The organism is Brevibacterium sp. HMSC07C04, from assembly GCF_001815905.1.
Classification (GTDB): Bacteria; Actinomycetota; Actinomycetes; order Actinomycetales; family Brevibacteriaceae; genus Brevibacterium.
Genome location: NZ_KV823236.1, coordinates 85352 through 106845, shown reverse-complemented (window position 1 = coordinate 106845; position 21494 = coordinate 85352). Strand labels below are relative to the sequence as shown.

At 62.2% G+C, this 21494-nt stretch carries 21 protein-coding genes; 8 read left to right on the top strand and 13 right to left on the bottom strand.

Annotation, left to right across the window (positions count from 1 at the left end; genetic code table 11):
* On the bottom strand, positions 1-921 hold the full coding sequence (locus HMPREF3162_RS01565) for a SulP family inorganic anion transporter (RefSeq protein WP_256282548.1): 921 nt from the start codon (positions 919-921) through the stop codon (positions 1-3).
* 202 nt (positions 922-1123) lie between these two features.
* Between HMPREF3162_RS01565 and HMPREF3162_RS01560 the strand changes: the two genes are divergently transcribed.
* Positions 1124-1981 (top strand): NUDIX hydrolase, encoded by an 858-nt coding sequence (locus HMPREF3162_RS01560; protein WP_070575849.1) that lies wholly within the window; start codon positions 1124-1126, stop codon positions 1979-1981.
* 51 nt (positions 1982-2032) lie between these two features.
* Here the strand turns inward: HMPREF3162_RS01560 and HMPREF3162_RS01555 are convergent, their stop codons facing one another.
* The 3 genes from HMPREF3162_RS01555 to HMPREF3162_RS01545 form a co-directional block, all read right to left on the bottom strand.
* Positions 2033-2479 carry a hypothetical protein gene (locus HMPREF3162_RS01555; protein ID WP_070776728.1) on the bottom strand — a complete coding sequence of 149 codons (447 nt, stop codon included), beginning with the start codon at positions 2477-2479 and terminating at the stop codon, positions 2033-2035.
* The gene (locus tag HMPREF3162_RS01550; protein WP_141759518.1) at positions 2469-3113 is read right to left on the bottom strand and encodes an Abi family protein; all 645 of its coding nucleotides are present in this window, start codon (positions 3111-3113) and stop codon (positions 2469-2471) included. The genes HMPREF3162_RS01555 and HMPREF3162_RS01550 overlap by 11 nt, the downstream gene beginning before the upstream one ends.
* A gap of 302 nt (positions 3114-3415) precedes the next feature.
* On the bottom strand, positions 3416-4477 hold the full coding sequence (locus tag HMPREF3162_RS01545; RefSeq protein ID WP_083318864.1) for a DUF418 domain-containing protein: 1062 nt from the start codon (positions 4475-4477) through the stop codon (positions 3416-3418).
* 214 nt (positions 4478-4691) lie between these two features.
* Between HMPREF3162_RS01545 and HMPREF3162_RS01540 the strand changes: the two genes are divergently transcribed.
* Both HMPREF3162_RS01540 and HMPREF3162_RS01535 read left to right on the top strand, forming a co-directional pair.
* Positions 4692-4907, top strand: a complete 216-nt coding sequence (locus HMPREF3162_RS01540; RefSeq protein WP_070575867.1) for a heavy-metal-associated domain-containing protein — start codon at positions 4692-4694, stop codon at positions 4905-4907.
* A complete protein-coding gene (locus HMPREF3162_RS01535; protein WP_070776722.1) occupies positions 4904-7213 on the top strand; it encodes a heavy metal translocating P-type ATPase in 2310 nt (769 codons plus the stop codon). Before HMPREF3162_RS01540 ends, HMPREF3162_RS01535 begins: the two co-directional genes overlap by 4 nt.
* A 59-nt stretch (positions 7214-7272) precedes the next feature.
* On the opposite strand, the gene HMPREF3162_RS01530 is transcribed toward HMPREF3162_RS01535, so the two are convergent.
* The gene (locus tag HMPREF3162_RS01530) at positions 7273-7545 is read right to left on the bottom strand and encodes a hypothetical protein (protein WP_070575873.1); all 273 of its coding nucleotides are present in this window, start codon (positions 7543-7545) and stop codon (positions 7273-7275) included.
* A 104-nt stretch (positions 7546-7649) separates the two neighbouring features.
* Here HMPREF3162_RS01530 and HMPREF3162_RS01525 point away from each other — a divergent pair, with 104 nt between their 5' ends.
* From HMPREF3162_RS01525 to HMPREF3162_RS01515, 3 genes are read left to right on the top strand one after another with little or no spacing between them, the layout of a single operon-like run.
* Positions 7650-8795, top strand: a complete 1146-nt coding sequence (locus HMPREF3162_RS01525; protein ID WP_070776721.1) for a CaiB/BaiF CoA transferase family protein — start codon at positions 7650-7652, stop codon at positions 8793-8795.
* A 34-nt stretch (positions 8796-8829) separates the two neighbouring features.
* A complete protein-coding gene (locus HMPREF3162_RS01520) occupies positions 8830-9717 on the top strand; it encodes a response regulator transcription factor (protein WP_070575887.1) in 888 nt (295 codons plus the stop codon).
* A gap of 3 nt (positions 9718-9720) precedes the next feature.
* Complete coding sequence (locus tag HMPREF3162_RS01515) at positions 9721-10974, top strand: sensor histidine kinase (RefSeq protein ID WP_070776719.1); 1254 nt, start codon at positions 9721-9723, stop codon at positions 10972-10974.
* 39 nt (positions 10975-11013) lie between these two features.
* Here HMPREF3162_RS01515 and otsB read toward each other — a convergent pair whose 3' ends face one another.
* The 5 genes from otsB to HMPREF3162_RS01490 form a co-directional block, all read right to left on the bottom strand.
* Positions 11014-13674: a trehalose-phosphatase gene (gene otsB / locus HMPREF3162_RS01510; RefSeq protein WP_218079162.1), complete on the bottom strand. Its 2661-nt coding sequence runs from the start codon at positions 13672-13674 to the stop codon at positions 11014-11016.
* The gene (locus HMPREF3162_RS01505) at positions 13671-14327 is read right to left on the bottom strand and encodes a hypothetical protein (protein ID WP_070776717.1); all 657 of its coding nucleotides are present in this window, start codon (positions 14325-14327) and stop codon (positions 13671-13673) included. Before HMPREF3162_RS01505 ends, otsB begins: the two co-directional genes overlap by 4 nt.
* A complete protein-coding gene (locus HMPREF3162_RS01500; protein ID WP_070776715.1) occupies positions 14311-14700 on the bottom strand; it encodes a QcrA and Rieske domain-containing protein in 390 nt (129 codons plus the stop codon). The genes HMPREF3162_RS01505 and HMPREF3162_RS01500 overlap by 17 nt, the downstream gene beginning before the upstream one ends.
* 135 nt (positions 14701-14835) lie before the next feature.
* Entirely contained in the window at positions 14836-15420 is a 585-nt protein-coding gene (locus HMPREF3162_RS01495; protein WP_070776714.1) for a DUF421 domain-containing protein, read from the bottom strand.
* Entirely contained in the window at positions 15417-16109 is a 693-nt protein-coding gene (locus tag HMPREF3162_RS01490) for a trimeric intracellular cation channel family protein (protein WP_070776712.1), read from the bottom strand. Before HMPREF3162_RS01490 ends, HMPREF3162_RS01495 begins: the two co-directional genes overlap by 4 nt.
* A 128-nt stretch (positions 16110-16237) precedes the next feature.
* Between HMPREF3162_RS01490 and HMPREF3162_RS01485 the strand changes: the two genes are divergently transcribed.
* The gene (locus HMPREF3162_RS01485; protein WP_070776710.1) at positions 16238-17464 is read left to right on the top strand and encodes a pyridoxal phosphate-dependent aminotransferase; all 1227 of its coding nucleotides are present in this window, start codon (positions 16238-16240) and stop codon (positions 17462-17464) included.
* A 66-nt stretch (positions 17465-17530) separates the two neighbouring features.
* Complete coding sequence (gene udk / locus HMPREF3162_RS01480; RefSeq protein ID WP_070776708.1) at positions 17531-18142, top strand: uridine kinase; 612 nt, start codon at positions 17531-17533, stop codon at positions 18140-18142.
* An 89-nt stretch (positions 18143-18231) separates the two neighbouring features.
* On the opposite strand, the gene HMPREF3162_RS01475 is transcribed toward udk, so the two are convergent.
* From HMPREF3162_RS01475 to HMPREF3162_RS01465, 3 genes are all read right to left on the bottom strand, one after another.
* Positions 18232-18471 carry a hypothetical protein gene (locus HMPREF3162_RS01475; protein ID WP_141759517.1) on the bottom strand — a complete coding sequence of 80 codons (240 nt, stop codon included), beginning with the start codon at positions 18469-18471 and terminating at the stop codon, positions 18232-18234.
* Between the two features lie 85 nt (positions 18472-18556).
* Complete coding sequence (locus HMPREF3162_RS01470) at positions 18557-20086, bottom strand: SulP family inorganic anion transporter (protein WP_070776704.1); 1530 nt, start codon at positions 20084-20086, stop codon at positions 18557-18559.
* Between the two features lie 81 nt (positions 20087-20167).
* The gene (locus HMPREF3162_RS01465) at positions 20168-21493 is read right to left on the bottom strand and encodes an alpha/beta hydrolase (RefSeq protein ID WP_070776703.1); all 1326 of its coding nucleotides are present in this window, start codon (positions 21491-21493) and stop codon (positions 20168-20170) included.
* Position 21494 lies beyond the last annotated feature (1 nt).

Below are 21494 nucleotides of genomic sequence, written 5' to 3'. Positions count from 1 at the left end.
TCAAATCCCGTTCACAACCTCCCGAGGAACTACAGCTAGGCCCTGTCCCAACAGTTCGCGGTCGCCGTCATAGGCGCCCGCCGACGTCATGCCAGAGGCCACGCGAGCCGACAGCAGCGATTCAATGGCGGTCAGGGCTGCAACGGCGACCGCGGGGCCGATGAGTGCTTGCAGCAGCGCTGGATCGGCTTCTGGGGCACTCGGTGCGGGAAGCGATGTGGGCAGTTCCCCGATCACGGCCAGCGGCGCATCGGCCAGCTGAGCAATGACCGCGACAGCGATGATTGCCAGGATCGAACCGGGCAGCCGTTCGTGCAGGCGGGTCGAGCCGACCATGATGACGGCCACGACAGCGACCATGGCCAGTGACCACAGCATTTGGGTGATGTTGATGTGGGCAAAGGATTGGGCGGCCGCAATGATGGCGTTGGTCGAATCGCCCGGTTTCGAACCCAGAGCGGCGGGCACCTGCTGCATGAAGATGATGATGGCGATCCCCAGGGTGAAGCCCTCAATGACGGGCCACGGGATGAATGCGACCACGCGCCCCAGTTTGAGCACCGCTGCAGCGATCACCAGGATCCCGCCCATAATGGCGACTATCGGCAGTGCCTGATAGCCGAATTCCGTGGCAATCGGCAGCAGGATGACGACCATGGCGCCGGTGGGACCTGACACCTGCACGTGGGAACCGCCGAAGACCGCCGCAACAAAACCTGCCACAACCCCGGTGATGAGACCCATTTCCGCCGGTGCCCCACTGGCAATGGCGAAGGCGAGCGCCAAAGGAATCGCAACAATCCCCACCGTGATGCCTGCCATGATGTCGCGCAGCCAGCTGGAGCGCAGCTCCGCATAGTCAGACAGCCGCGGGGACAGACGAGCCACTCGCAGTGCCGCTGCTTCTGCCCGCTGTCCCATGAATCTGCTCCTTGTATCCGCGTGCCGCACCCGCTGCCGGGCCCGGGTGAGTGGCCCTCAGCTGGAGTCTATAGGCGGACCGGGCAGGCACCTCGTGATGTATGGCAGAAAACCACGAGGTGCCGCCTGGGTCGGTCTTCTCTGTCGGGCGGGTGCGGGCCTGCTGGTGGCGCGCCTGGTGGTGGGGCCATACAGTGAGGGCATGGATCCCAGAATTCACTTCTCAGCAGAGTCGCTGGCGAAGATCAAAGAGCGTATGGCCGGTGCTGAGCCTGACACTCCCCGACCGTCGGCCACCGTTATTCTGCTGCGCGATGGTGAGCGCGGCCCGGAGGTGTACCTGCAGAAGCGCCAGTCGTCGATGGTGTTCGGAGGCAGGCCCGTGTTTCCCGGTGGGAAGGTCGATGCGGCTGACAGTGCGGATATTGAAGCCTGGCACGGGCCGACGCCCGAGGAATGGGCGCAGGTGCTGGGTGTCACCGCGGATGAGGCGCGGGGGCTGCTGGTTGCGGCGGCGCGAGAGACTTTTGAAGAGTCCGGGTATCTGCTTGCCACAGCGAGTGACGGCGGCGAACTGACAGCGCTCAACACGGATGAGTGGCGGGCCGACCGGGACGCTGTTGATGCGCGAGAGATGTCCTTTGCGGATCTTCTGCGCAAGCACGGGCTAGTGCTGCGCACCGATTGGCTTACGCCGTGGAGTGTGTGGGTCACACCCGAGGTTGAACCGCGCCGCTTCCACACATGGTTCTTCCTGGCCGCGTGTCCTATGGGGCAGGAGGTTCTTGGGGTGTCGGCCGAATCCACTGTCGACGGGTGGATCACTCCGGCAGAGGCTGTGCGGAAGAGCGCTGCTGGTGAACTCCAGCTGATGCCCCCGCAGCTGTGCACTTTTGTGGAACTGCACGGGCACGCAGGTGTTCGCGAGGTGCTTGCGGGCGATCGCGACGTGCTCGAGGTGCGGCCGTTCGTTGTGGAGAACAGCGACGGGTCGGGGTACTTGGAACTGCCGGAAAGCCTCGTTCGCTTGGCTGATGAGGTAGGGAGGGCAATCCTGTAGGGCAGCGGGCTCACTGGGAGCTGGCTGCAGCGGGGTTTCAGCCAGCCGCGCCTACTTGTTCTTGTTTGCCCTCTTCGCTTCTCGGCGCTGACGAGCCCGAGCACGCTTGGTCTTGCGGATTTCGACGACCCAGCGGGGCACAAAGGGCCACGGCAGCGGAATGCCGAATGTTGCTAAAGTGCCGATGCATCCGATGACGACAGCAGCCGTCAGCGGGCCCAGATAGATCATTTCAATGAACCTGGGAAGGTTCAGGTGGCTGATCAACCACCCGACTGAGACAGCGCCCCCGAGCATCGTGGAGTACGGAAACAAGTAGAGCGCGAGATCGCGGTTCGGGGGAGCCCAACCGACAGGTTGTGAATGGTCGCAGTCTTCGTCATACCACTCCTCGGACCTGGGATTCATCCGCACGCAGCGGATGTAGTAGGTCCAAGTGAGAACAGCGATAAGCAGCATCCCAAGGTGAAAGAGCCAGTTTCCAACGTCATAGTCCACAGAGAACGACCTCCCTCGGATGCTTGTGACGGTACTGAAGAAAACCTACCAGTGTTCCGCAGGAGCCACTCTGCTGATCAGAGGTGTTGCAACGACCCCTTGAATCCGCCCAGTCGATGACCTCCACAGCCGCCCAAATGGGCAGTTGCCCCGAGTATTTCTCCTTGTGATGAACAACGAAGTCTTCACGCGAAAGGGACAGTTCCTTGTCAAACCGGCGCTTCCACTTTTTGTAGGTCCGAGATGGTCCAGCTGAGCGACCAGGATCTCTGGCAACAGGGCCCAGCAGGTTGGGCTTCAAATGGATCAGGGGGTCGATGCGTCCAAGCTCGTGCCCCAAGGCCGAACGAAATGCCAGTTCGATGGGTGTCGAAACGCCAACCCGCAGCCGCTCATCAAATTCGTATAGGGCAAGCACTTCCTCAAAGGAAGTGCCAGCGATGAACTCGTCGAGTCGTTGGCCGCCATTCGACGACCTTTGACGGTACGGAAACCAGTATCCCGAGAGCCGGTAGTAGTTCACGCGCTCGAGTGCCCGGCGGGCCATCGCCTCATCTTCAATGTGCATACCGCGTAAGCGCAGAAGTTCGATCTGCTGACCATGAGACCTAAAGTTTTTCGACGGCTGCGCCACGTAAGCCCCTCGGAGGTCCGAAGAAAAATGAGGACCGGCCCTGGACTGCTACGAAGAGCAGCGGAACCGGTCTTGATGCGGCAACTCTACCTAAAATACCGCCTGCAGACAACGCTCCGACGAGACTCATGGAAAGTCCCCGGGTGAACAGGGTCCGTGCCTCATGTATTTTTCCCCGCGAAATTTCTAGCTGCGGGACTGTATCTCTGCTGAATAGGGGGGAAGATTGCGGCAAAAACTGCGATCCTGCCGCAATCTTCCCCTAGCCGGCAAAACTTACGTCAACTGTGCTGAGGCCCTTACTAAGCCGAGCGCCCATCTGCGGTAGGTGCTGCCGGCGGCTGAGGCTGAGACGGAGAAGGAGTTTTCCCGGCGGAACCCCAAGTGAGCCAACGCCACCCCTTTTCCAACGGACCCTGCTTGAATTTCTTCAACCACAGCGTGCTGATCACGGACTGGAGCAACAGCATCACAATCACGAGCGCCCACGCCTGGTAGAAGACACTGTCAGGAGAATTGAGCTGATCTTCTGGGGGAGCAAGGAACGGCTTGGCTGCAACCATGACGAGGGTCGCGCCAATGTAGTTCGTCAGCGCCATACGCCCCAAAGGAGCGAAGACTGCCGCCACTACACGGCGCAGCGGAGTGTGCATGATCACCAGCACCAAAGCAATCCACAGGGCAGCATGGATCACTCCCACGACCGATGACGTCGAAGAGTACCCCGCCTTGGCGCGGTCCAGGTATTGGATGTAGCCGGCAACAACACCGATCGGCAATAGAATCAGGAGCGCCACGACGGGCTTCTTCGCATTTGCATCAAGACTCTGCGGCACCGACCATTCGGTAGCGGCAAAACCAAGAAGGAACATTCCCGGAACGAGCATCAGACCGCCAAACCAGGCACCTACGGCGGCCAAGAGGACACCGAGAACAAGGGCGATAATCCCCCGCTTTTCATGCTTCACAAACGTCAGCGGCCACAGGACGAACAAACCGATGACTGCGTAGGGCGCCAGGGCTTCTCCGTCGTGAAGTACGCCGTGCAGAAGCCCGAGGACAAACAGCGGGACCAATCGGCGCAGAAGAACCTTCCACTCCGGCAGCCCTCTCCTTTGCGCAGAGCGAACGATCATCGCAAAGCCAATGCCGAAAAGCAGCGAGAAGATCGGGAAGAACCGCTCGTGGAAAAGCATGTTCAACCATGTCCAGGCGATCGAATCTCGCGGGTCGAGCGGGTTCACGCCCCACAGCTCAATCACGTTGACAAATGCGATGCCACACAACGCCACTCCTCGGAGGACATCAAGTGACAGAAGTCTTTCTTTAGTCGGCGTAGCCTGTATCGCCGTGTGCTTCCCCATGCGGCAGCCTTTCCCACTTCCCTACACGTCAGAACTTGTAAACTAGCAACCCTCCGATTCCCCCCCCCTCAGCATTTATTCAGGAATGTTCTGGCGGCTGTTTTCGTTGATCTTGTAGGCCTACACGTGCAGCGGCACACGCCAGCGCAGTGGGCTCCTGGGCTTATTGCCTCAGCAATGGCTCACATGGCATCGCCGAACTTTAGGAGGGCTCATGACTACGACGACAATCAACGTTTCCGGCCTCACCTGCAACCACTGTGTCAACGCGGTGAAGGATGAGCTCGGCGCAATCGACGGGGTGCAGTCCGTTGACGTCGAACTCGTCGAAGGCGGGGTCTCTCCCGTGACCATCGAATCCACCTTCCCCCTGGCCGAGGCTCACATCAACGAAGCTATTGATGAAGCCGGCTACACCATCGCCAAATGATCCGCGAAGTCGACCTTGCGATCACGGGGATGACGTGCGCGTCCTGCTCGTCGCGCGTGCAGAAGAAACTCAACCGGCTTGAAGGGGTCGAGGCGGTGGTCAACCTGCCGCTGAATTCGGCACACGTCGAGGTCAGCTCCGACGTCACCGACGACGAACTGATCTCCGTTGTCGAAAAGACCGGCTACGGTGCATCACTGTTGCACCCGCGCAGGGCAACAGCCCCAGAAGCTGAGGCCGCAAACGCCGCCAAGCCCAAAAACTCAGCTGACCAGACAGGCAACACGGAGCCAACGCCCGGGGAAACGGAGGCCACACATAGCCAAACCACCGACACCGACGGCCGCGATCCCAACCCCGACCCTCAGGGCTACCGCAAGCGCCTGATTGTCAGCGCGATCCTCGGGGTGCCCGTCATTGTGATTTCGATGGTCATGTCGTGGCATTTTCCCGGCTGGCACCTGCTGATCGCCGCCCTTTCGCTCCCGGTTGTCACGTGGGGTGCGTGGCCTTTCCACTCGGCGGCCTTCAAGGCGGCACGCGGTGGTGCTTCGACCATGGACACGCTCATCTCTGTGGGCGTGACCACCGCAACCCTGTACTCCCTGTGGACGACGGTGACGCTTGCGGCAGCCGGGCATTGGGCGCTGCCGCCCGGAAGTCACGTATGGTTCGAAGCCGCAGTTGCCGTCACAGTGTTTCTCCTGGCAGGACGGCTGTTGGAGAACCGCGCAAAGTCAAACGCGACGAAGGCCCTGCGCGAACTCATCAATCTGGGCGCAAAAGAGGCACTGCTGCTGGAAACCGGTTCCAATGGCCAGCAGACATCCCGCCTGATTGCCGCTGAAGACCTGAACGTGGGCGATGTTTTCCAAGTCCGCCCAGGCGAATCCATTGCCGCGGACGGAACTGTGCTCACCGGATCATCGGCAGTTGACGAATCTATGCTCACCGGCGAACCCGTCCCCGTCGACGTCAGCACCGGTTCGAAGGTCACCGGTGCGACGATGAACACATCGGGCACACTGACAGTCCGCGCCGACCGCGTTGGGGCCGACACGACACTGGCTGAAATGTCGCGCCTGGTGGCCCGCGCGCAGACCGGCAGGCCCGCAGCGCAGCGGATTGCCGATGCGATCTCCGCTGTTTTCGTCCCCGCAATTCTCGTGATCGCCCTGGCCACGCTGCTGGTGTGGGGCTTGGTGTTCAGCGCCTGGACCGACGGCCTGCACGCTGCGGTCACGGTGCTTGTCATCGCCTGCCCGTGCGCTTTGGGCCTGGCCACGCCGACTGCGCTGGCGGCTTCTTCCGGCAGGGGTTCGCAGCTGGGCATACTCGTGTCCGGCCCGCAGGCTATGGAGTCTGCGCGCACCCTCGACACGGTTGTGCTCGACAAAACCGGCACCCTCACCGAAGGCCGCATGCGTGTGGTCTCCCACGATCTTTCTTCAGCTGATCTGCTCATTGCCGCAGCCGCCGAAGCACCAAGTGAGCACCCCATTTCCCGCGCCATTGTCGAAGAAGCTGCCCGACTGGATGCCGAGGCGCCGCGCACCAAAGGCTCGGGCTCCGCTGAACAGCCGGTGGTCACCGACTTCGACAACATCCCCGGCGGGGGCGTCAAGGCCCAGGTGAACGGGCACGAGGTGCTGCTGGGCACCTCGTCATTGTTGACCTCCCGCGGGGTCCAGGTGCCAGCGGCCGATAACCACCCGGCAGCAGCCGAGGTGGCAGTCGCCGTCGACGGAGTGTTCCGCGGCCGCGCATGGGTTGCCGACACGATCAAAGACGCCGCGAAGACCACGGTCGATGAGCTGCACCGGCTGGGACTGCACACAGTCCTGCTGACAGGAGACAACCCGGTGTCCGCGCAGGCTGTTGCCGATTCGATCGGCATTGACGAACTTCACGCAGGTGTGAAGCCCGAAGACAAATACGCGCACGTGCGCGCTCTGCAGGATGCCGGACGCAGAGTTGCAATGGTCGGCGATGGGGTCAATGACGCTGCGGCTTTGGCCGGAGCGGATCTGGGGGTTGCCATGGGCACGGGAACCGATGTTGCGATTGCGGCCTCGGATATTACGCTGATGCGCTCCGACCCCAAGCAGATTCCGCAGGCCATCCGCCTGTCACACCAGACGGTGCGCACCATCAAACAGAACCTGTTCTGGGCGTTCATCTACAACGTGCTGGCCGTGCCGATTGCCGCTTCCGGCCAATTGGACCCGATGATTGCCGGTGCCGCAATGGCATTCAGTTCGGTATTTGTTGTTCTCAACAGCCTGCGCCTGCTGCGCTTCACATAGGCCGCAAACACCTCTGGCGGGGAGTCAGCCCCCGCCGAAAAGTCAGTGTCGAGTGAGATTCAGTCCATGACGGGCGAATCGGGGTCGTGCTCAGTCTTGTCCTTCGACACGATGTAGTTCATGAGCGCGGCCAGCCCGGTGACCACGATCGCCGTGATCACGGTGTAGAGCAGCACCAGTCCAAAGCGCTCAAACGACTGCCAGCCGCGGGTGAAGATCATCGTCAGCACGAACACGATGAGGGCCGTGATGATGCCGAAGGTGTACGTGTCCTTATAGGACACAGCCTTGGTCGAACCCGAGCGCTGCGAAACCGACTTGTCTTTTGCCATGCCGTCCAGTGTACGCGCGTCCGAATGGCAAGCACTGTTCGGCAGTGTCAGCGCCTCTGTTTAATATGTGACCCAGATGACAAAGCAGTCGCGGAAGGGACACCATGACAGAGCACAGCACAACGGGCAACAGCCCGGGCAGCGGCAGCGCTGCTCAGACCGCAGAGGCGGCAGGACCGCTGGCAGGGCTGAAAATCGTCGAATTCACCGGGCTGGGGCCCGGCCCGCACGCAGCTATGGTCCTCGCCGACCTCGGTGCAGACGTTGTGCGGATCGACCGGCCGGGGCGCGCCGCAAAGTCAGACCTGACAGCACGCGGCCGCCGGATCGTCGAAGCCGATCTGAAAGATCCCTCGACCGTCGAAAGCGTGCTCGAACTCCTTGACCGTGCTGATGTGCTCATCGAAGGCTTCCGTCCCGGAGTCATGGAGCGCCTTGGCATAGGGCCGGACGTGGTCCTCGAACGCAATCCCGGCCTGATCTACGGCCGCATAACCGGCTGGGGGCAGGACGGCCCGCTGGCAGACCGGGCGGGGCACGACATGGGCTACATTGCACGCACCGGCATGGCCTCGCTCATCGGCAGCGCTGACAGTGCACCAATCCCCCCGCTGAACCTTGTGGGCGACTTCGGCGGTGGGTCCATGTTCTTAGTCACCGGCATCCTCGCGGCCCTGTTCGAGCGCAGCTCAACCGGCCGCGGCCAGGTGATCGACGCCGCAATTGTCGACGGCACGGCAAGTCTTGCCGCCATGCTGTGGGCTCTGAAAGACACTGGCATGTGGCAGGACGCCCGCGGGCGGAACTTCCTCGACGGATCACAGCCGTCGTACTCCTACTACCGCACCTCCGACGGCCAATATCTTGCCGTGGCACCGCTGGAACCGCAGTTCTTCGAAGAGCTGCGCACCCACCTGGACCTTCCCGAATGGACGCAGAAGGCCCGTTTCGATCCGCGGAAGTTCGCCGAAGTCCACCAGCTCATTGCCGAAGCGATTGCCAAGCACCCGCTGGCGCACTGGACGGAAGTCTTCGACCCCACCGACGCCTGTGTTGCACCCGTGTGGTCCATGGAACAGGCACTCGAAGACCCCCAGCTGAAAGCCCGGGGCACGTACACAGAAGTCGACGGTGTCAGCCAGCCGCGACCGGCACCTCGTTTTTCTGCACACGGCCGGTTGGACCCCCGCCCAGTCAGCAAAGAGGCCCAGCCGATCGACGGGATCATCCGCGGATGGTCTGTCCGCTAGAACTCAGTACAATACCCATCGGAAAGGGGTGGGCATGCACATTGTCTTGGTCGAAGACGACGAAGTGATCCGCGAAACCACGCAGTTGGCCCTGGAGCGCTTCGGCTATACGGTCACGACTTTCGCAGACGGCCGCGACGGCTACGAATACGTGGCCGAACACGGCGCCGATGCCGTGCTCCTCGACCTCATGCTGCCCACTATGAACGGGGCGTCCATCACGCGCGCGATCCGCGAAAAATCAGCCGTGCCGATCATTGTGATCTCCGCACGGTCCGATCCAATCGACGTCGTTCAAGCTCTCGAAGCCGGTGCGGACGACTACCTGACGAAGCCCTTTGACATGCAGGTGCTCAATGCGCGCATCCGCACAATTGTCCGCCGTTTCGTCACTGCAGGCACAGGGGCGATGGGATTCGGTTCGACTCGCGTCGGACAGGATGCCGTTGATTCATCCGCCCCCACCGGGGGCAGGCAGAAGACCGCTGCCGAAAGCTCACGGTGGGAGGCCAGCCGCAACGACACTGCGCCCATCCTCGGCACCGGCGCAATTCCGGAAGTCCTCGGTCCCACACCGGGACTTCCGAATCCGTCACGAGGCACTCCGGGAGGTTCCGCCGGCAGCCCCGAAACGCGCTCAACGACCAAGTTGGGCTCTCTCGAACTCGACAACAGCAGGCTGACGGTCACCGTCGACGGAGCAGAAGTCCACCTCACCCCCACCGAACTGCGCATTCTTCTGCTGCTGACAGAAGACCCCAAGCACGTGTACTCACGCGAAAAGATCGCAATGACAGTGTGGGGCTGGGAGTGGGCCGGCGATACACGCGTTGTTGACGTGCACATTCAGCGGCTGCGCAAGAAGATCGGCGCCCGCATGATCGAAACCGTCCGCGGCTACGGCTACCGCTTCGCAGGCTGAGCCGTGTCCCTGCGGCTGAAATTCGTTCTTGTTCTTGTCATCGGCGTAGTGCTCACAGCGCTCATGCTCGGCGCGATCGTGCGCTACACCGCCGGCAGCGCCGAAGACACCCTGCTGCGCGGGCAAGCCGAATGGAAACTCGAACAGGCTCACAGTATCTACACCGAGTCAGGTCGGCTTCTGATGGACAGCAGCATCGACAGCCCCCGCCTTCCCGAACAGGCGCGCGAATCTGCCCGGCAGGGACGGACCGTCACAGTGCGTGGGCACCTGCCCGAAACCGGCGAACCGGTCATGTGGGCAGCCATGCCGATCACCGTCGGCGATGAAAAGAAAGTGCTGTCGGTCTACCACTCAGCAGCCGAATACGAACAGATGCGCGAACGCTTCAACAAGAGCATTGTCCTCGCCTCAGTCTTCGGTGCGGTGCTGATCGGCGGAATCGGCGCGCTGACAATCGGGAGTCTTTCGGGACGACTGACCCGCGGGGCCGAAGTCGCCCGGCAGATAGCCGCAGGCGACACCTCGGTGAAGATCGGCGATGTCATCACCACCGGACACGACGAAGTCGCCGACTTCGCCGATGCGGTTGACTCCGCCGTCGCACAGCTGTCAGAGCGCATCGATACCGAACAGCGCTTCACAGCCGACCTGGCACACGAACTGCGCACACCTCTGACCGGGCTGATCACCGCCGCCAGCCTGCTGGAAGAAGACTCGCGACCAGCCGAACTGGTCAAGGAGCGCGCCCGCAGACTGCAGGATCTTGTCGAAGACCTGCTTGAAGTGTCCCGGCTAGAGGGCGGGGCCGCACACGTCGACATTCAGCCCATGCACGTTGCATCCACACTGCATGCGCTCATCAGCAATCTGCGGTCATCCGGTGCCGTCGGCGCGCACGTGATCAACGCCGACTTCGCACTGGCCGACATCACCATCAACACCGACCAGCGACGCTTTGAGCGCATTGTCTCCAACCTGGTCATCAACTCCATCAAGCACGGCAGCGACCCGATTACGGTCACCGCAACAGACAGGGCCGTGCGCGTCGAAGACAACGGTCCCGGCTATCCCACCGACATCCTCACGCTTGGCCCCGCGCGCTTCTCCAGCGGGGGCGGAGGCGGTATGGGCCTAGGCCTGGTGATCGCACAGGGGCAGGCGAAGCTGCTCGGCATGGACCTGGTTTTCGGCACCGGTCACACCGGAGGTGCGAAATCCGACCTCAAATGGAGCAAGAGCGCCCTGGCCAGCTGAGACAGCCGCTCCCCTGCCTCAAGCACCCCGGCGTGACGCTCACTCGCTCAGGGCGAGTGCCGCCTTGATGTGCCCGATGTGGCTGTAGGCCTGCGGTGTGTTGCCCAGGTGCCGTTCTGCTACGGGATCGTATTCTTCCGGCAGCATGCCCGTGGGCCCGATGAGCGCTTCCATGCGGCTGAACAGATTGCGTGCATCTGCCGTCCGGCCGACCATCTGCAGAGATTCGATCAGCCACGACGTGCAGATGTGGAATCCGCCTTCAAGCCCGGGCAGGCCGTCGTCGTAGCGGTAGCGGAACACCGTGGGTCCTTCGCGCAGGCTGCGTTCAACGGCGTCGACAGTTGCGCGGAAGCGTTCGTCATCTGCCGGCAGCATGCCGGACAGGCCGACGAACAGGCACGCGGAGTCGAGGTCTTCTTCGCCGTAGGCGACGGTGAACGCACCGACCGTGGAGTTGAATCCTTTGGAGCAGACGTCGTTTTTGATGTCTTCGCGCAGCTGCTGCCAGTCTGCCACGGCGGGACGGCCGAACTCTTCGGCTGCCGCGAGGGCCCGATCGACCGTCTGCCAGCACATGACCTTGGTGTACACGTTGTGCTTGGGGGCGCGCCGGGCTTCCCAAATGCCGTGGTCGGCTTGGTGCCAGCGGTTTGCAACCGCCTGCACGAGGGCTTCCAGCAGCGACCAGTGCGAATCGGACAGTGTGCCGTCAAAGCGGGCAAGGCTGACAATGAGGTCGGCAATCGGTCCGAACACGTCCAGCTGAACCTGGTGTTCGGCGGCATTGCCCACGCGCACGGGCCGCGAACCGGCATAGCCGGGCAGGTGTTCGAGAACAGCTTCGGTCACCAGGGGTGAACCGTCGACCGCGTATAGCGGGCGGAGCTCTTCGACGGTCAGACCCTGTTCGGCAGCCTGTTCGATGATCGTTTCGAGCCACGCCAGGAAGCCGCGGGCTTCAGCCGCAGAGCCGAGGTCCACGAGCGCGGAAGCGGTGAGAGCGCCGTCGCGCAGCCAGGTGTAGCGGTAGTCCCAGTTGCGCACTCCTCCGATGCCTTCGGGCAGCGAGGTGGTGGCGGCGGCTAGGATTCCCCCGGTGGGTGCGTGGCACAGTCCGCGCAGTGTCAGCGCGGAGCGGCCTACGCGATCGCGCGATTGTTCGGGCAGGCTGAGCTTGCCGACCCATTCGCGCGATGCTTCTTTCGCGGCTGCGCGCACAGCTGCTTCGTCTTCAAGGACAGCAGCAGCGGTGTTTTCAGCCGCACCGAGGACGAGTGCCAACACGACGGGAGCGCTGTCTTCGAGTTTGACGCGAGCGACAGCGGTTTCTGATTCGCCGTCCTGGATGACTTTGAACTGCACGCCGGGTGCGACAAGTTCAACGGCTTCTGTCGCACCGCGTACGCGCACACCGCGGTCGGTGAGCTTCAGGCGCACGGGGTAGGCGCCGTAGTCGGGCCGCGGTGCAAAGCGGATGAGCGCTTCGCCTTCGCCTTTGAGTGTGCGCACCAGCACTGCCGAACCGGCTGGGTCGGCCTCGGCGACGGGTGCCAGGTAGTCGGTGACGGACACCTGCTGCCAGCGGGTTTCGAGAATGTGTGTGGCATCGCGGTAGCGCTGCGAGATGGGCAGTGCGTTCGGTTCGCGTGCAGGCACCACGGAGAAGTAGCCTGCGTCGTCGCTGCCGAGGATTTCGGAGAACAGGGAGTTCGAGTGCGGCAGCGGGTGCGGCAGCCACGAGATCTGCGCGGTCGGGTCGACCAGCGCGGTTGTCGTTCCGTTGGACAGCAGCGTGTAGCGCTCAATGGGCACGGCCTCTTTGCCGAACAGCCACGCCCGCCGCAGCGCCACGACCGAGGACAGCACGAGTGCAACTTCGGAAGGCCCGCTCAGCAGGAACTGGGCGGCGGTTTCTGCGCCGGGCGCGCTTTCGCCGCCGTGCCGGTTTTCGGCTGCGGCTTCTGTGACTTTCAGGCCGAGGTCGGCTTCGCCGAGCGTTGCGAAGGCCGGTTCGTCCGATGCGTCATCCCCAATGTAGAGCACGGTCGGCTGGCCCAGACGGCGGCGCAGTTTGTTCAGGGCATCGCCCTTGGTGGAGTCGACGACAGTGAGGTCCACGACCTCTTTTCCGCGCACGGAGCGCACGCCCGAAAGCGCTTCGAGCCGTGCCACGGCGTCTTCTGCCTGGCGGCGCTGGGCACCTTCGAGTCCGCGCAGGTGAATGGCCGCGCCGGAGGGCTTGGGTTCGATATTGAGCGTCGGCATGGCCGCGTGCACCGAGGCAAGACCGTGGCGCAGGTTCGACAGCGCGTGCTGTTCCGACCGGGAGAGAGACTCTTCGAAATCCGTATCGGTTTCGCCGCCGTGGGAGCCGACCAGGTGGACTTCCCGGGGCAGTCGCGACATAGCGGCGAGGTCTCGCAGGGACCGCCCGGAGATCACTGCCGAGGTGGTGTTCTCAAGTTCTGCCAGTGCCCGCAGCGCCTGCACCGATTCTTCTTTCGGGTAGGCGTGAGCGGGTGAATCGACGATGGGGGCGATGGTGCCGTCGTAGTCAGTGGCAACGAGCAGCTGTTCGGCACGGGCCAGCTGCTGGATAAGCCGGAACAGCTCTGGATCGAGTTTTCGCAGAGCCGTCTGTACGTCGATGCCGTGGGCATCGGCTGAGCTGGGACCGATGTGCGCGTGGTTGCTCATTCCCTATCCTCGCTGATTGCGCCGGTGTTTTTCCTATTGTTGCGTGTAAAGCCCCCAACCGCATAGACCACCCCGATGATCGTTGCGGCAGCACCGGTCAGGCCCATTTCTGACAGTGCTTTCATATTCGAGCCTAAGATCATGGCGACTGCAAGGAGCAGGTGGACGGCCGCGGCGATTGCGAAATCAGTGGACATCCGCTGGTGTTTTACGCGCACGTAGATCCACGCTTCGAGCAGTCCGTGCAGCAGCGCCCACACCATGATTGCCGCCCGCACACCGCCGGCTTCTGTCGCGAAGGCCAGAAAGCCTGCCGCGGGCAGGACCACAACGGCCTGCCCCAGCAGCTGGGTGCGCAGGGCGGGGGTTTTCGCCGCCTGGCCCAGCAGCATGAGTCCCTGCACCACGATGTAGGCCAAAATGAGCAGCGCTGCAGTGCGCACGCCGACGGCCGTGTTGAAAGGGCTGTCGACCTGCACTCGCGGCCAGAACACCACGGCGATTCCGAAGATGACCGACCACAGCCCCCGGGCAATCATCCACGTGGCTACCCGGCCGTAGTGGGTGAACTCGTTTTCTCCGGGCGCAGATGCGCGCGCTGTCTGTGAGCCGCGGGCTTCGCCCGGGCTGGAAACGTCACTTTGCCGAGACATGCAGCTTGTCGCCGTCCTGGGTCAGCTGAGCTTCTTCCAGTCCCTGCTGTGCGGCACCGGAAATGAAAGAGCCGTCTTTAGAGGAGAAGTGCGATGTGTGGCAGGGGCACACAATCTTCTCTTCGTCCACCTGATTGACCAGGCAGCCCTGGTGCGGGCACACCGCGGAGAACGCTTTGAACTGGCCCTTTTCCGGCTGCACCACGACGAAGTTGTCCTTGATGACGCCCGAGCCTTCGGGAACATCTGCGGCGTTGAGTTCGATTTCGCCGAGGTCCTGACTGGAGCAGGCGGCAAGACCGGCACCCGTGGCTGCCACAGTTCCAATGACGCCTGCGCCCTTGAATACATCGCGCCTGCTCATGGTGGACATAGATGTTCCTTCCTTCGAAGTGTTTGTGCCCAGCTTCGCACAGCCGGGTTCACAAAACCTGAGAGCCCCCGCGGTCTGCCTTCCGCCTCGTCCCCCTGTGCGCAGCTGCGTCCCGACCGGGCTGTGCCCCAGGTGCTATTCGGTGAGGTCCCCCGGTTCGTGCCCCAGGATCTCCTCGGCACCGGCAACGCCCTTGAGCAGTTCCGGATCGATCTGCTCGCCGGCTTTGATGACGGTGAACTGGCCGGTCTGCTCGAAGATGACACCGCGGACATCCTGCGGTTGGAAGATCCCGTTCTGGCGCAGCGCGGCATAGAGGTCAACGCGGGCCAAGTGGGCCCGCTTGAGCCTGTCTTCGAGGACTTCGCCATTGGCCATGACGACGATGGGGTGCGGGGCCGTGCGCGACTGCGCACCGAACCTGCGGTTGGCATACCGCATAATCGACGCGAGCGTCAGGATGCACACCAACGCTATGACGCCCGTGGCGAGCGTGGGCTTATTGCCGAGGATCACACGGCCGGCAACGGAGCCGAGCATGATGACCGCAATCGTGTCGGTCATGTACAGCGATGACAGCGAGCGCGCCCCGTAGAGTCTCACCAGCAGCGCCAGGAAGAAGTAGATGCCGATGGCGGCACCGATGATGAACGGCACCCGCCACAGTTCGATGCCGAGGTTCGCAGCGGTTTGGGACCACCATCCGACCGGAGGCGTCATTCCTGTTCCTCTCTTCTGCCCGGCGCACGTGTTCTGCCCAGTGCGCGGCGGGTGATGGGCCGGACTGACCAGCTGCGCATTGATGACGGTGCTCTCCAGCCGAAGCGCAGCGACAGCAGGCGGAAGACGGTCACCATTGCAATGACCCCGACTTCAGCCCACCAGGTGATGAGGTCGATCTGGTAGAGCCCGGCGGTCACGGCCGCACCGACGACGGCTGGGATGACGTAGAGGTCAGAACTTTGGAACACGACCGGAACCCGGTTGGCGAATACGTCGCGCAGCATTCCACCGCCCACGCCGGTCATGAGTCCTAGCAGAATGGCCGACAGGATCGGCATGCCGTAGTGCAGGGCTTTCGTAGTACCTATGACGACGAACACACCCAGGCCAATGGCGTCGAAGAACACGATGCCGCGTTCTGCCTGCACGACGCGCGGGCCGATCAGGTACACGATGACACCTGCCGCTATGGGAATGAGCAGGTAGACAGGGTGCTCAAACGCCGCCGGACGAGTGGACAGGATGAGGTCGCGGGCGATTCCCCCGCCCGTGGCGGTGAGCATGCCCAGCACGATTCCGCCGGTGAGGTCGATGTTCTGTCGCGACGCCAGAAGGTTCCCCGACAGGGCGAACGCGAGAACGCCCACTAAGTCGAGGATGTAGAAATACAGTTCTGTCGACGGCATAGCGCCTCTATTATTGCTCGCCAGCCCTTTCAGCGCGGACCGTCTCGCCTTCGAAGACCGGTGGCCGTGCTCTCACCCGAACCTGGTGTCCTAGTCTGTGGTGTAAGGCACACAGCAGAAAGGCGGCCATGTTCAAGCAGTCGGACAAGCTCAAAGACGTGCTCTATGACCTGCGCGGTCCCGTTTTGGCAGAGGCCCAGAAAATGGAGGCCGCAGGGCACAAGATCCTCAAGCTCAACATCGGCAATCCGGCTCCGTTCGGCTTTGAAGCGCCCGATGCGGTGCTGGTCGACATGATCAAGCACCTGCCGGAGGCGCAGGGGTATTCAGACTCACGGGGTCTTCCGTCCGCTCGCCGTGCGGTTGTGCAGTATTACGAAACTCGTGGGATTGAGAACCTCGATTCTGATGAGGTGTTCTTGGGCAACGGCGTTTCTGAGCTCATCACACTGTCACTGCAGGCACTGTGCAATCCCGGTGACGAAATTCTGGTGCCCAGCCCCGACTATCCGCTGTGGACCGCCTCGGTTGCCCTGTCCGGCGGCACGCCGGTGCACTACCGCTGTCTTGAAGAAGACGACTGGAACCCGGATCTCGAAGACCTCGAAGCGAAGATCACCCCGCGCACCAAGGGCATTGTTGTCATCAACCCGAACAACCCGACCGGTGCCGTGTATTCGCGTGAAACGCTCACCAAAATCGTGGGACTGGCCGAAAAGCACGGGCTGCTGATCTTTGCCGATGAAATCTACGAAAAGATCACCTACGGCGATGCGCAGATGATCAACATGGCCTCGCTGACCGGGGAAGACGTGCTGTGTCTGACGTTCTCCGGCCTTTCGAAAGCCTACCGGGTGGCGGGCTATCGTTCCGGCTGGCTGGCCATCACTGGGCCGGACTGGAAAGCCCAGGACTACATTGCCGGGATCAAACTGCTGGCGGATATGCGCATGTGCGCCAATGTTCCTGCCCAGTACGCAATTCAAGCGTCCCTTGGCGGACGCCAGTCAATTGACGACCTCGTGCTGCCGCAGGGCCGCCTGGGTGCGCAGATGGAACTGGCCACCCGCAGGCTCAATGAAATCGACGGCGTGGACTGCGTGCCCGCCCAGGGTGCTCTCTACCTGTTCCCCCGTTTGGACAAGGACCGCTTCGGCATTGTCGACGATGAACAGTTCGCTTTGGACCTGCTGCGCGAACAGAAAATCCTCGTCAGCCACGGCACCGCCTTCAACTGGGAGGACACCGACCACTTCCGCCTGGTCACCCTGCCAAGCGTCACCGATCTGGCCGAAGCTCTCGACCGGCTTGAGGAGTTCCTGGCCAGCTACGACCAGAAGAGCATGCACGCATAAGCCGGGCGGCGCCTCGGCGGGGTGCTGCTCGTCTATTCTTAACGGGAAAGATTTCTTGGAGGCCCGATGTCCTGTTTTACGGTCGGTGTTGCCGGTGGGACCGGCAGCGGGAAGACGACGCTGACCCGTGCGCTGCTCGAACGGTTTTCCGGCCATTCCTCAGTTGTCTTCATGGACAACTACTACAAGGACCAATCGCACCTGACGTGGGACGAACGGGTGGTGACCAATTACGACGCCCCCGAGGCCTTCGACGTCGAACTCATGGCCGATCACCTTCGACAGCTGCGCGCTGGGCAGGCCGTTGACTGCCCCGTGTACAACTTCGCCGAACACAACCGTGCCGCTGAAACCATTCGCGTGGAACCCTCCCCGGTTTTGGTGGTCGAGGGGATTCTGCTTCTGGCGCTGCCGGAGCTGACCGACCAGCTGGACCTCAAGCTGTTCGTCGACACGGACGCAGATGTGCGGATTCTGCGCCGCATTCAACGAGACGTCGTTGAACGCGGCCGGTCACTGGCTTCGGTTGAAGAGCAGTACCTCAAAACGGTCAAGCCGATGCACGAACTCTACGTTGACCCGTCTAAGCGCACCGCGGACCTCATCATCCCCGAAGGCGGACGCAACATCGTCGCCCTGGACACACTCATCAACAGGATCGAACGCGAAGTCAGCTGAGTGCTGCTGATTCCGAACAAGCACTTGCTGTTTTTGCATTAAAAATGCGGCGGGAACAGAACGCTCCCGCCGCATTGTTGATCAGTTACTCAGACTGACCCTTCAGACTCACGCAACTTCTTACGGCCGCGGTAGTAAGTGTCTATAGCGTTCCAGGCTGACAGCCCGAAAGCCGAAACCATGCAGAAAAGCACCGCCTGGATACGGTTGTCCTGATTCCACACCAGCACTAGTACCAGGAGAGTCACGCCGACAGCACCTACGGACAGGCCGCCGAACTTCTGCCAGCACTTCTTCTTCAACTTTGAAACTTCATGCTGCATACTCATGTTCTAAGAGTAGAAGCGGATCCGCGGGCAGTCGACACCGTGGAATTGAAACCCTTACAACTTGAAAGAGATTCGCTAGAACTGCTCACCGTGACGAGTGGGTTTCATCGCTCAGCCTTCCGTGCAGCTGCCGGGTGACATCGTCCATTCCTATGAAGTGAACTTCTGTGCCCAGTTCGGCGTACTTGGTGACGATCGCGTCAAGAGCGGTGACGGTCGAGGCGTCCCACACCCGGGTGTGCGTCATGTCGATCACCACGAGGTCGGGGTCTTCTGAATAGCCGAACTGCGTGGTGAGGTCATTGCTGGAAGCGAAGAACAGCTCACCGGTGACCGTGTAGCGGGCGCGATCGCGGCCGGTGTCCGGATCGACGTCAATGTGCCGCTCAACTTCCGCAAAGTGCGCCACCCTGCGCACAAAGAGGATCGCGGCTGCGATGACACCGGCGCCAACACCCACTGCCAGGTTGCCGCTGATGACGACGAACACAACGGTGATGAGCATGATCGCCGTTTCGGACTTCGGCATGCGCTTAAGCGTCTTCGGGGCGATCGAACGCCAGTCGAAGGTCTGGTAGACGACGATCATCATGACCGCCACAAGGGCAGCCATGGGGACCTGCCCAACAGTGTCGCCGAGCGTGACCACGAGGATCAGCAGAAACACTCCTGACAGGAAAGTTGAGATCCGCGTGCGGGCACCAGAGATCTTGACGTTGATCATCGTCTGCCCGATGACAGCGCAGCCGCCCATCGCACCGAAGAACCCGGAGACCATGTTCGCGATTCCCTGGCCCATGCTTTCGCGGACCTTCCGCGAGTGCGTATCCGTGATCTCATCGACGAGTTTGGCAGTCAGCAGCGACTCCAACAGTCCGACAACCGCCATAGCCAAAGAGTAGGGCGCAATCGTTGTGAAGGTCTCCAAGGTCAGCGGGACATCGGGCAGGAAGAAGCCGGGCAGGCTGCTGGGCAGTTCACCCTGATCACCGACGGTCGGCACGCTGATGCCGAAGGACACCACCGCAATCGTCATGAGCACGATTGTGATGAGGGGAGCCCACACGCTGGGAAGGAAACGCGGAATCACGATAAGCAGCACGAGTCCGGCTGCCACCAGCCAGTAGACAGCACTGGGCACATTGAACAGGTGCGGCAGCTGTGACATGAACACGAGGATCGCCAGTGCGTTGACGAAGCCGACCATGACACTGCGGGGTATGAACCGCATGAGCTTCGGTGCTCCCAACAGCGCCAGTGTCACCTGAAAGACTCCGGCGAGGATCACGGTGGCAATGAAGTAGTCGAAACCGTACAGGCGCGAAACCGGGGCGATGACGAGCGCGACCGCCCCCGTAGCCGCCGAAATCATCGCCGGGCGGCCGCCGACTATCGATGTCACCACCGCCATGATGAAGCTGGCGAACAGACCGACCTTGGGGTCAACGCCCGCAATGACGGAGAACGCAATGGCCTCCGGAATGAGAGCCAGTGCCACCACCAGCCCGGCCAGCACCTCGCGCGACAGCATCTTCGGCGAGCGCAGCGCTTCCGCAACGGTCGGTTTGGCGCGGTAGCGGTTCGGATCTTCCGGCAGCGGGGTGAGGGTCTCCATGGCTCTAGGCTACGAGTGCCACACACCGGGTGTGCACGAGATTCCCCGAACACCCGCCCGAACGGCTTTCAGCGGGCGATTTCACAGGCCCGTCTGCTGGCCGAACCACGTCAGCTGATCGGCAAAGGCCGGCCGCCACACCTGCCACGAATGACCGCCGGGATATTCGCGCCATTCAAGCTGCATGCCGGCAGCCCGGCCTTCGTCATACAGCTTTCTGAGCTCAGGGCGGTAGCGATCGTCTTCAGCCCCGACTGAGAAGACTCCTCGCACCAAGGGATAGCGCCGCTGCTTCATAAGGTGAGCCGGGTTGTTCTGACTGTATGCGCGTTCATCCCCGTGAAAAATCACGTCGACAGCACTGGCTGAACCTGACACCTCGGGAGCTGCTTCACCGGAGAAGTTGAGCACCAGCGAATATGCATCAGGCGCCCGAGTCACAACCTGCAGCGCACAGGTACCGCCGTTCGACAGCCCGCCGATCCCCCACCTGTTTCTGTTTTCGGTGACCTGAAGGTTCTTTTCAATCCAGTCAGGAACATCCCGCTGCAGATACTCAGCAACATTGCCTGCCTCGGAATCCGAACACAGCGGACTTGTGAGCGAACCGCCCAGCTGATCGACCACGACCACCACGGGAGCGGCACCGTCGTGTGCGGCGGCGTAGGCATCCAGGCTCATCTGCATTTCACCGGCATCAACCCACGTTCGCGGAGCCCCAGGCTGACCGGCCATGAGAACCAGCACGGGCAGATCCCTGCCGCCTGCGTGCTGGTAAACGGGCGGCAGATAGATGACAGCCGGGCGCGGATTCCACTCAGACCGCGCACCGGGCAGCTGCGCCTCGACAAGGGTTCCGCGCCCAGGCACCTGCCCGTCCACGGGCCCCTGCGGAGCATCGCCCAAGCTGCGGTAGTCCGCGCCCACGCCCACAGCCCCAGCCAGTGTCCGGTAGGCCCCGAACCGCGCATTCATGGCACCCAACATTCCGGCGGTGCTCAACAACACTGCCACCGCGATCACGGCAGCTGTCGCCGCGCGGCCCAGCTTCCACAGCGGCTGCAGGCGCAGAAGCCTCGATAGGGCCGTCGCATCCAAGCCAACCAGCACCGGCTGGCGGGGCCACAGGGCCAACAGGGGGAGGAAAACGCCAACCCACAGCAGGGCCCAGATAATCCAACCGAAGGGATCCACAAAGGGCAGCCACAGAACATCGAATACGAACCAAGCGGCCACGGCAAATGCCGTGGGAACCCCGAGCACAAACATCCAGCCGGTCCGTGAAAAGTGCAGTCCGCGCAGCAGCACAACGACGATGACCGCTGCGACTATGAGAACACCGAAGGCGAACTCGGGCCCCGCTCCCAGCAGGAGAACACCGTCAAGGGCATTCCGAAGCCACGTCATC

What these genes read in the sequence shown, in the direction of transcription:
- HMPREF3162_RS01520 (WP_070575887.1), top strand. Translation starts at nt 8,830, where the DNA reads ATGCACATTGTCTTGGTCGAAGACGACGAAGTGATCCGCGAAACCACG.
- HMPREF3162_RS01475 (WP_141759517.1), bottom strand. Translation starts at nt 18,471, where the DNA reads ATGAGTATGCAGCATGAAGTTTCAAAGTTGAAGAAGAAGTGCTGGCAG.
- otsB (WP_218079162.1), bottom strand. Translation starts at nt 13,674, where the DNA reads ATGAGCAACCACGCGCACATCGGTCCCAGCTCAGCCGATGCCCACGGC.
- HMPREF3162_RS01495 (WP_070776714.1), bottom strand. Translation starts at nt 15,420, where the DNA reads ATGACGCCTCCGGTCGGATGGTGGTCCCAAACCGCTGCGAACCTCGGC.
- HMPREF3162_RS01470 (WP_070776704.1), bottom strand. Translation starts at nt 20,086, where the DNA reads ATGGAGACCCTCACCCCGCTGCCGGAAGATCCGAACCGCTACCGCGCC.
- HMPREF3162_RS01565 (WP_256282548.1), bottom strand. Translation starts at nt 921, where the DNA reads ATGGGACAGCGGGCAGAAGCAGCGGCACTGCGAGTGGCTCGTCTGTCC.
- HMPREF3162_RS01505 (WP_070776717.1), bottom strand. Translation starts at nt 14,327, where the DNA reads ATGTCTCGGCAAAGTGACGTTTCCAGCCCGGGCGAAGCCCGCGGCTCA.
- HMPREF3162_RS01525 (WP_070776721.1), top strand. Translation starts at nt 7,650, where the DNA reads ATGACAGAGCACAGCACAACGGGCAACAGCCCGGGCAGCGGCAGCGCT.
- HMPREF3162_RS01560 (WP_070575849.1), top strand. Translation starts at nt 1,124, where the DNA reads ATGGATCCCAGAATTCACTTCTCAGCAGAGTCGCTGGCGAAGATCAAA.
- HMPREF3162_RS01465 (WP_070776703.1), bottom strand. Translation starts at nt 21,493, where the DNA reads ATGACGTGGCTTCGGAATGCCCTTGACGGTGTTCTCCTGCTGGGAGCG.
- HMPREF3162_RS01485 (WP_070776710.1), top strand. Translation starts at nt 16,238, where the DNA reads ATGTTCAAGCAGTCGGACAAGCTCAAAGACGTGCTCTATGACCTGCGC.
- HMPREF3162_RS01500 (WP_070776715.1), bottom strand. Translation starts at nt 14,700, where the DNA reads ATGTCCACCATGAGCAGGCGCGATGTATTCAAGGGCGCAGGCGTCATT.
- HMPREF3162_RS01530 (WP_070575873.1), bottom strand. Translation starts at nt 7,545, where the DNA reads ATGGCAAAAGACAAGTCGGTTTCGCAGCGCTCGGGTTCGACCAAGGCT.
- HMPREF3162_RS01545 (WP_083318864.1), bottom strand. Translation starts at nt 4,477, where the DNA reads ATGGGGAAGCACACGGCGATACAGGCTACGCCGACTAAAGAAAGACTT.
- HMPREF3162_RS01540 (WP_070575867.1), top strand. Translation starts at nt 4,692, where the DNA reads ATGACTACGACGACAATCAACGTTTCCGGCCTCACCTGCAACCACTGT.
- HMPREF3162_RS01535 (WP_070776722.1), top strand. Translation starts at nt 4,904, where the DNA reads ATGATCCGCGAAGTCGACCTTGCGATCACGGGGATGACGTGCGCGTCC.
- udk (WP_070776708.1), top strand. Translation starts at nt 17,531, where the DNA reads ATGTCCTGTTTTACGGTCGGTGTTGCCGGTGGGACCGGCAGCGGGAAG.
- HMPREF3162_RS01490 (WP_070776712.1), bottom strand. Translation starts at nt 16,109, where the DNA reads ATGCCGTCGACAGAACTGTATTTCTACATCCTCGACTTAGTGGGCGTT.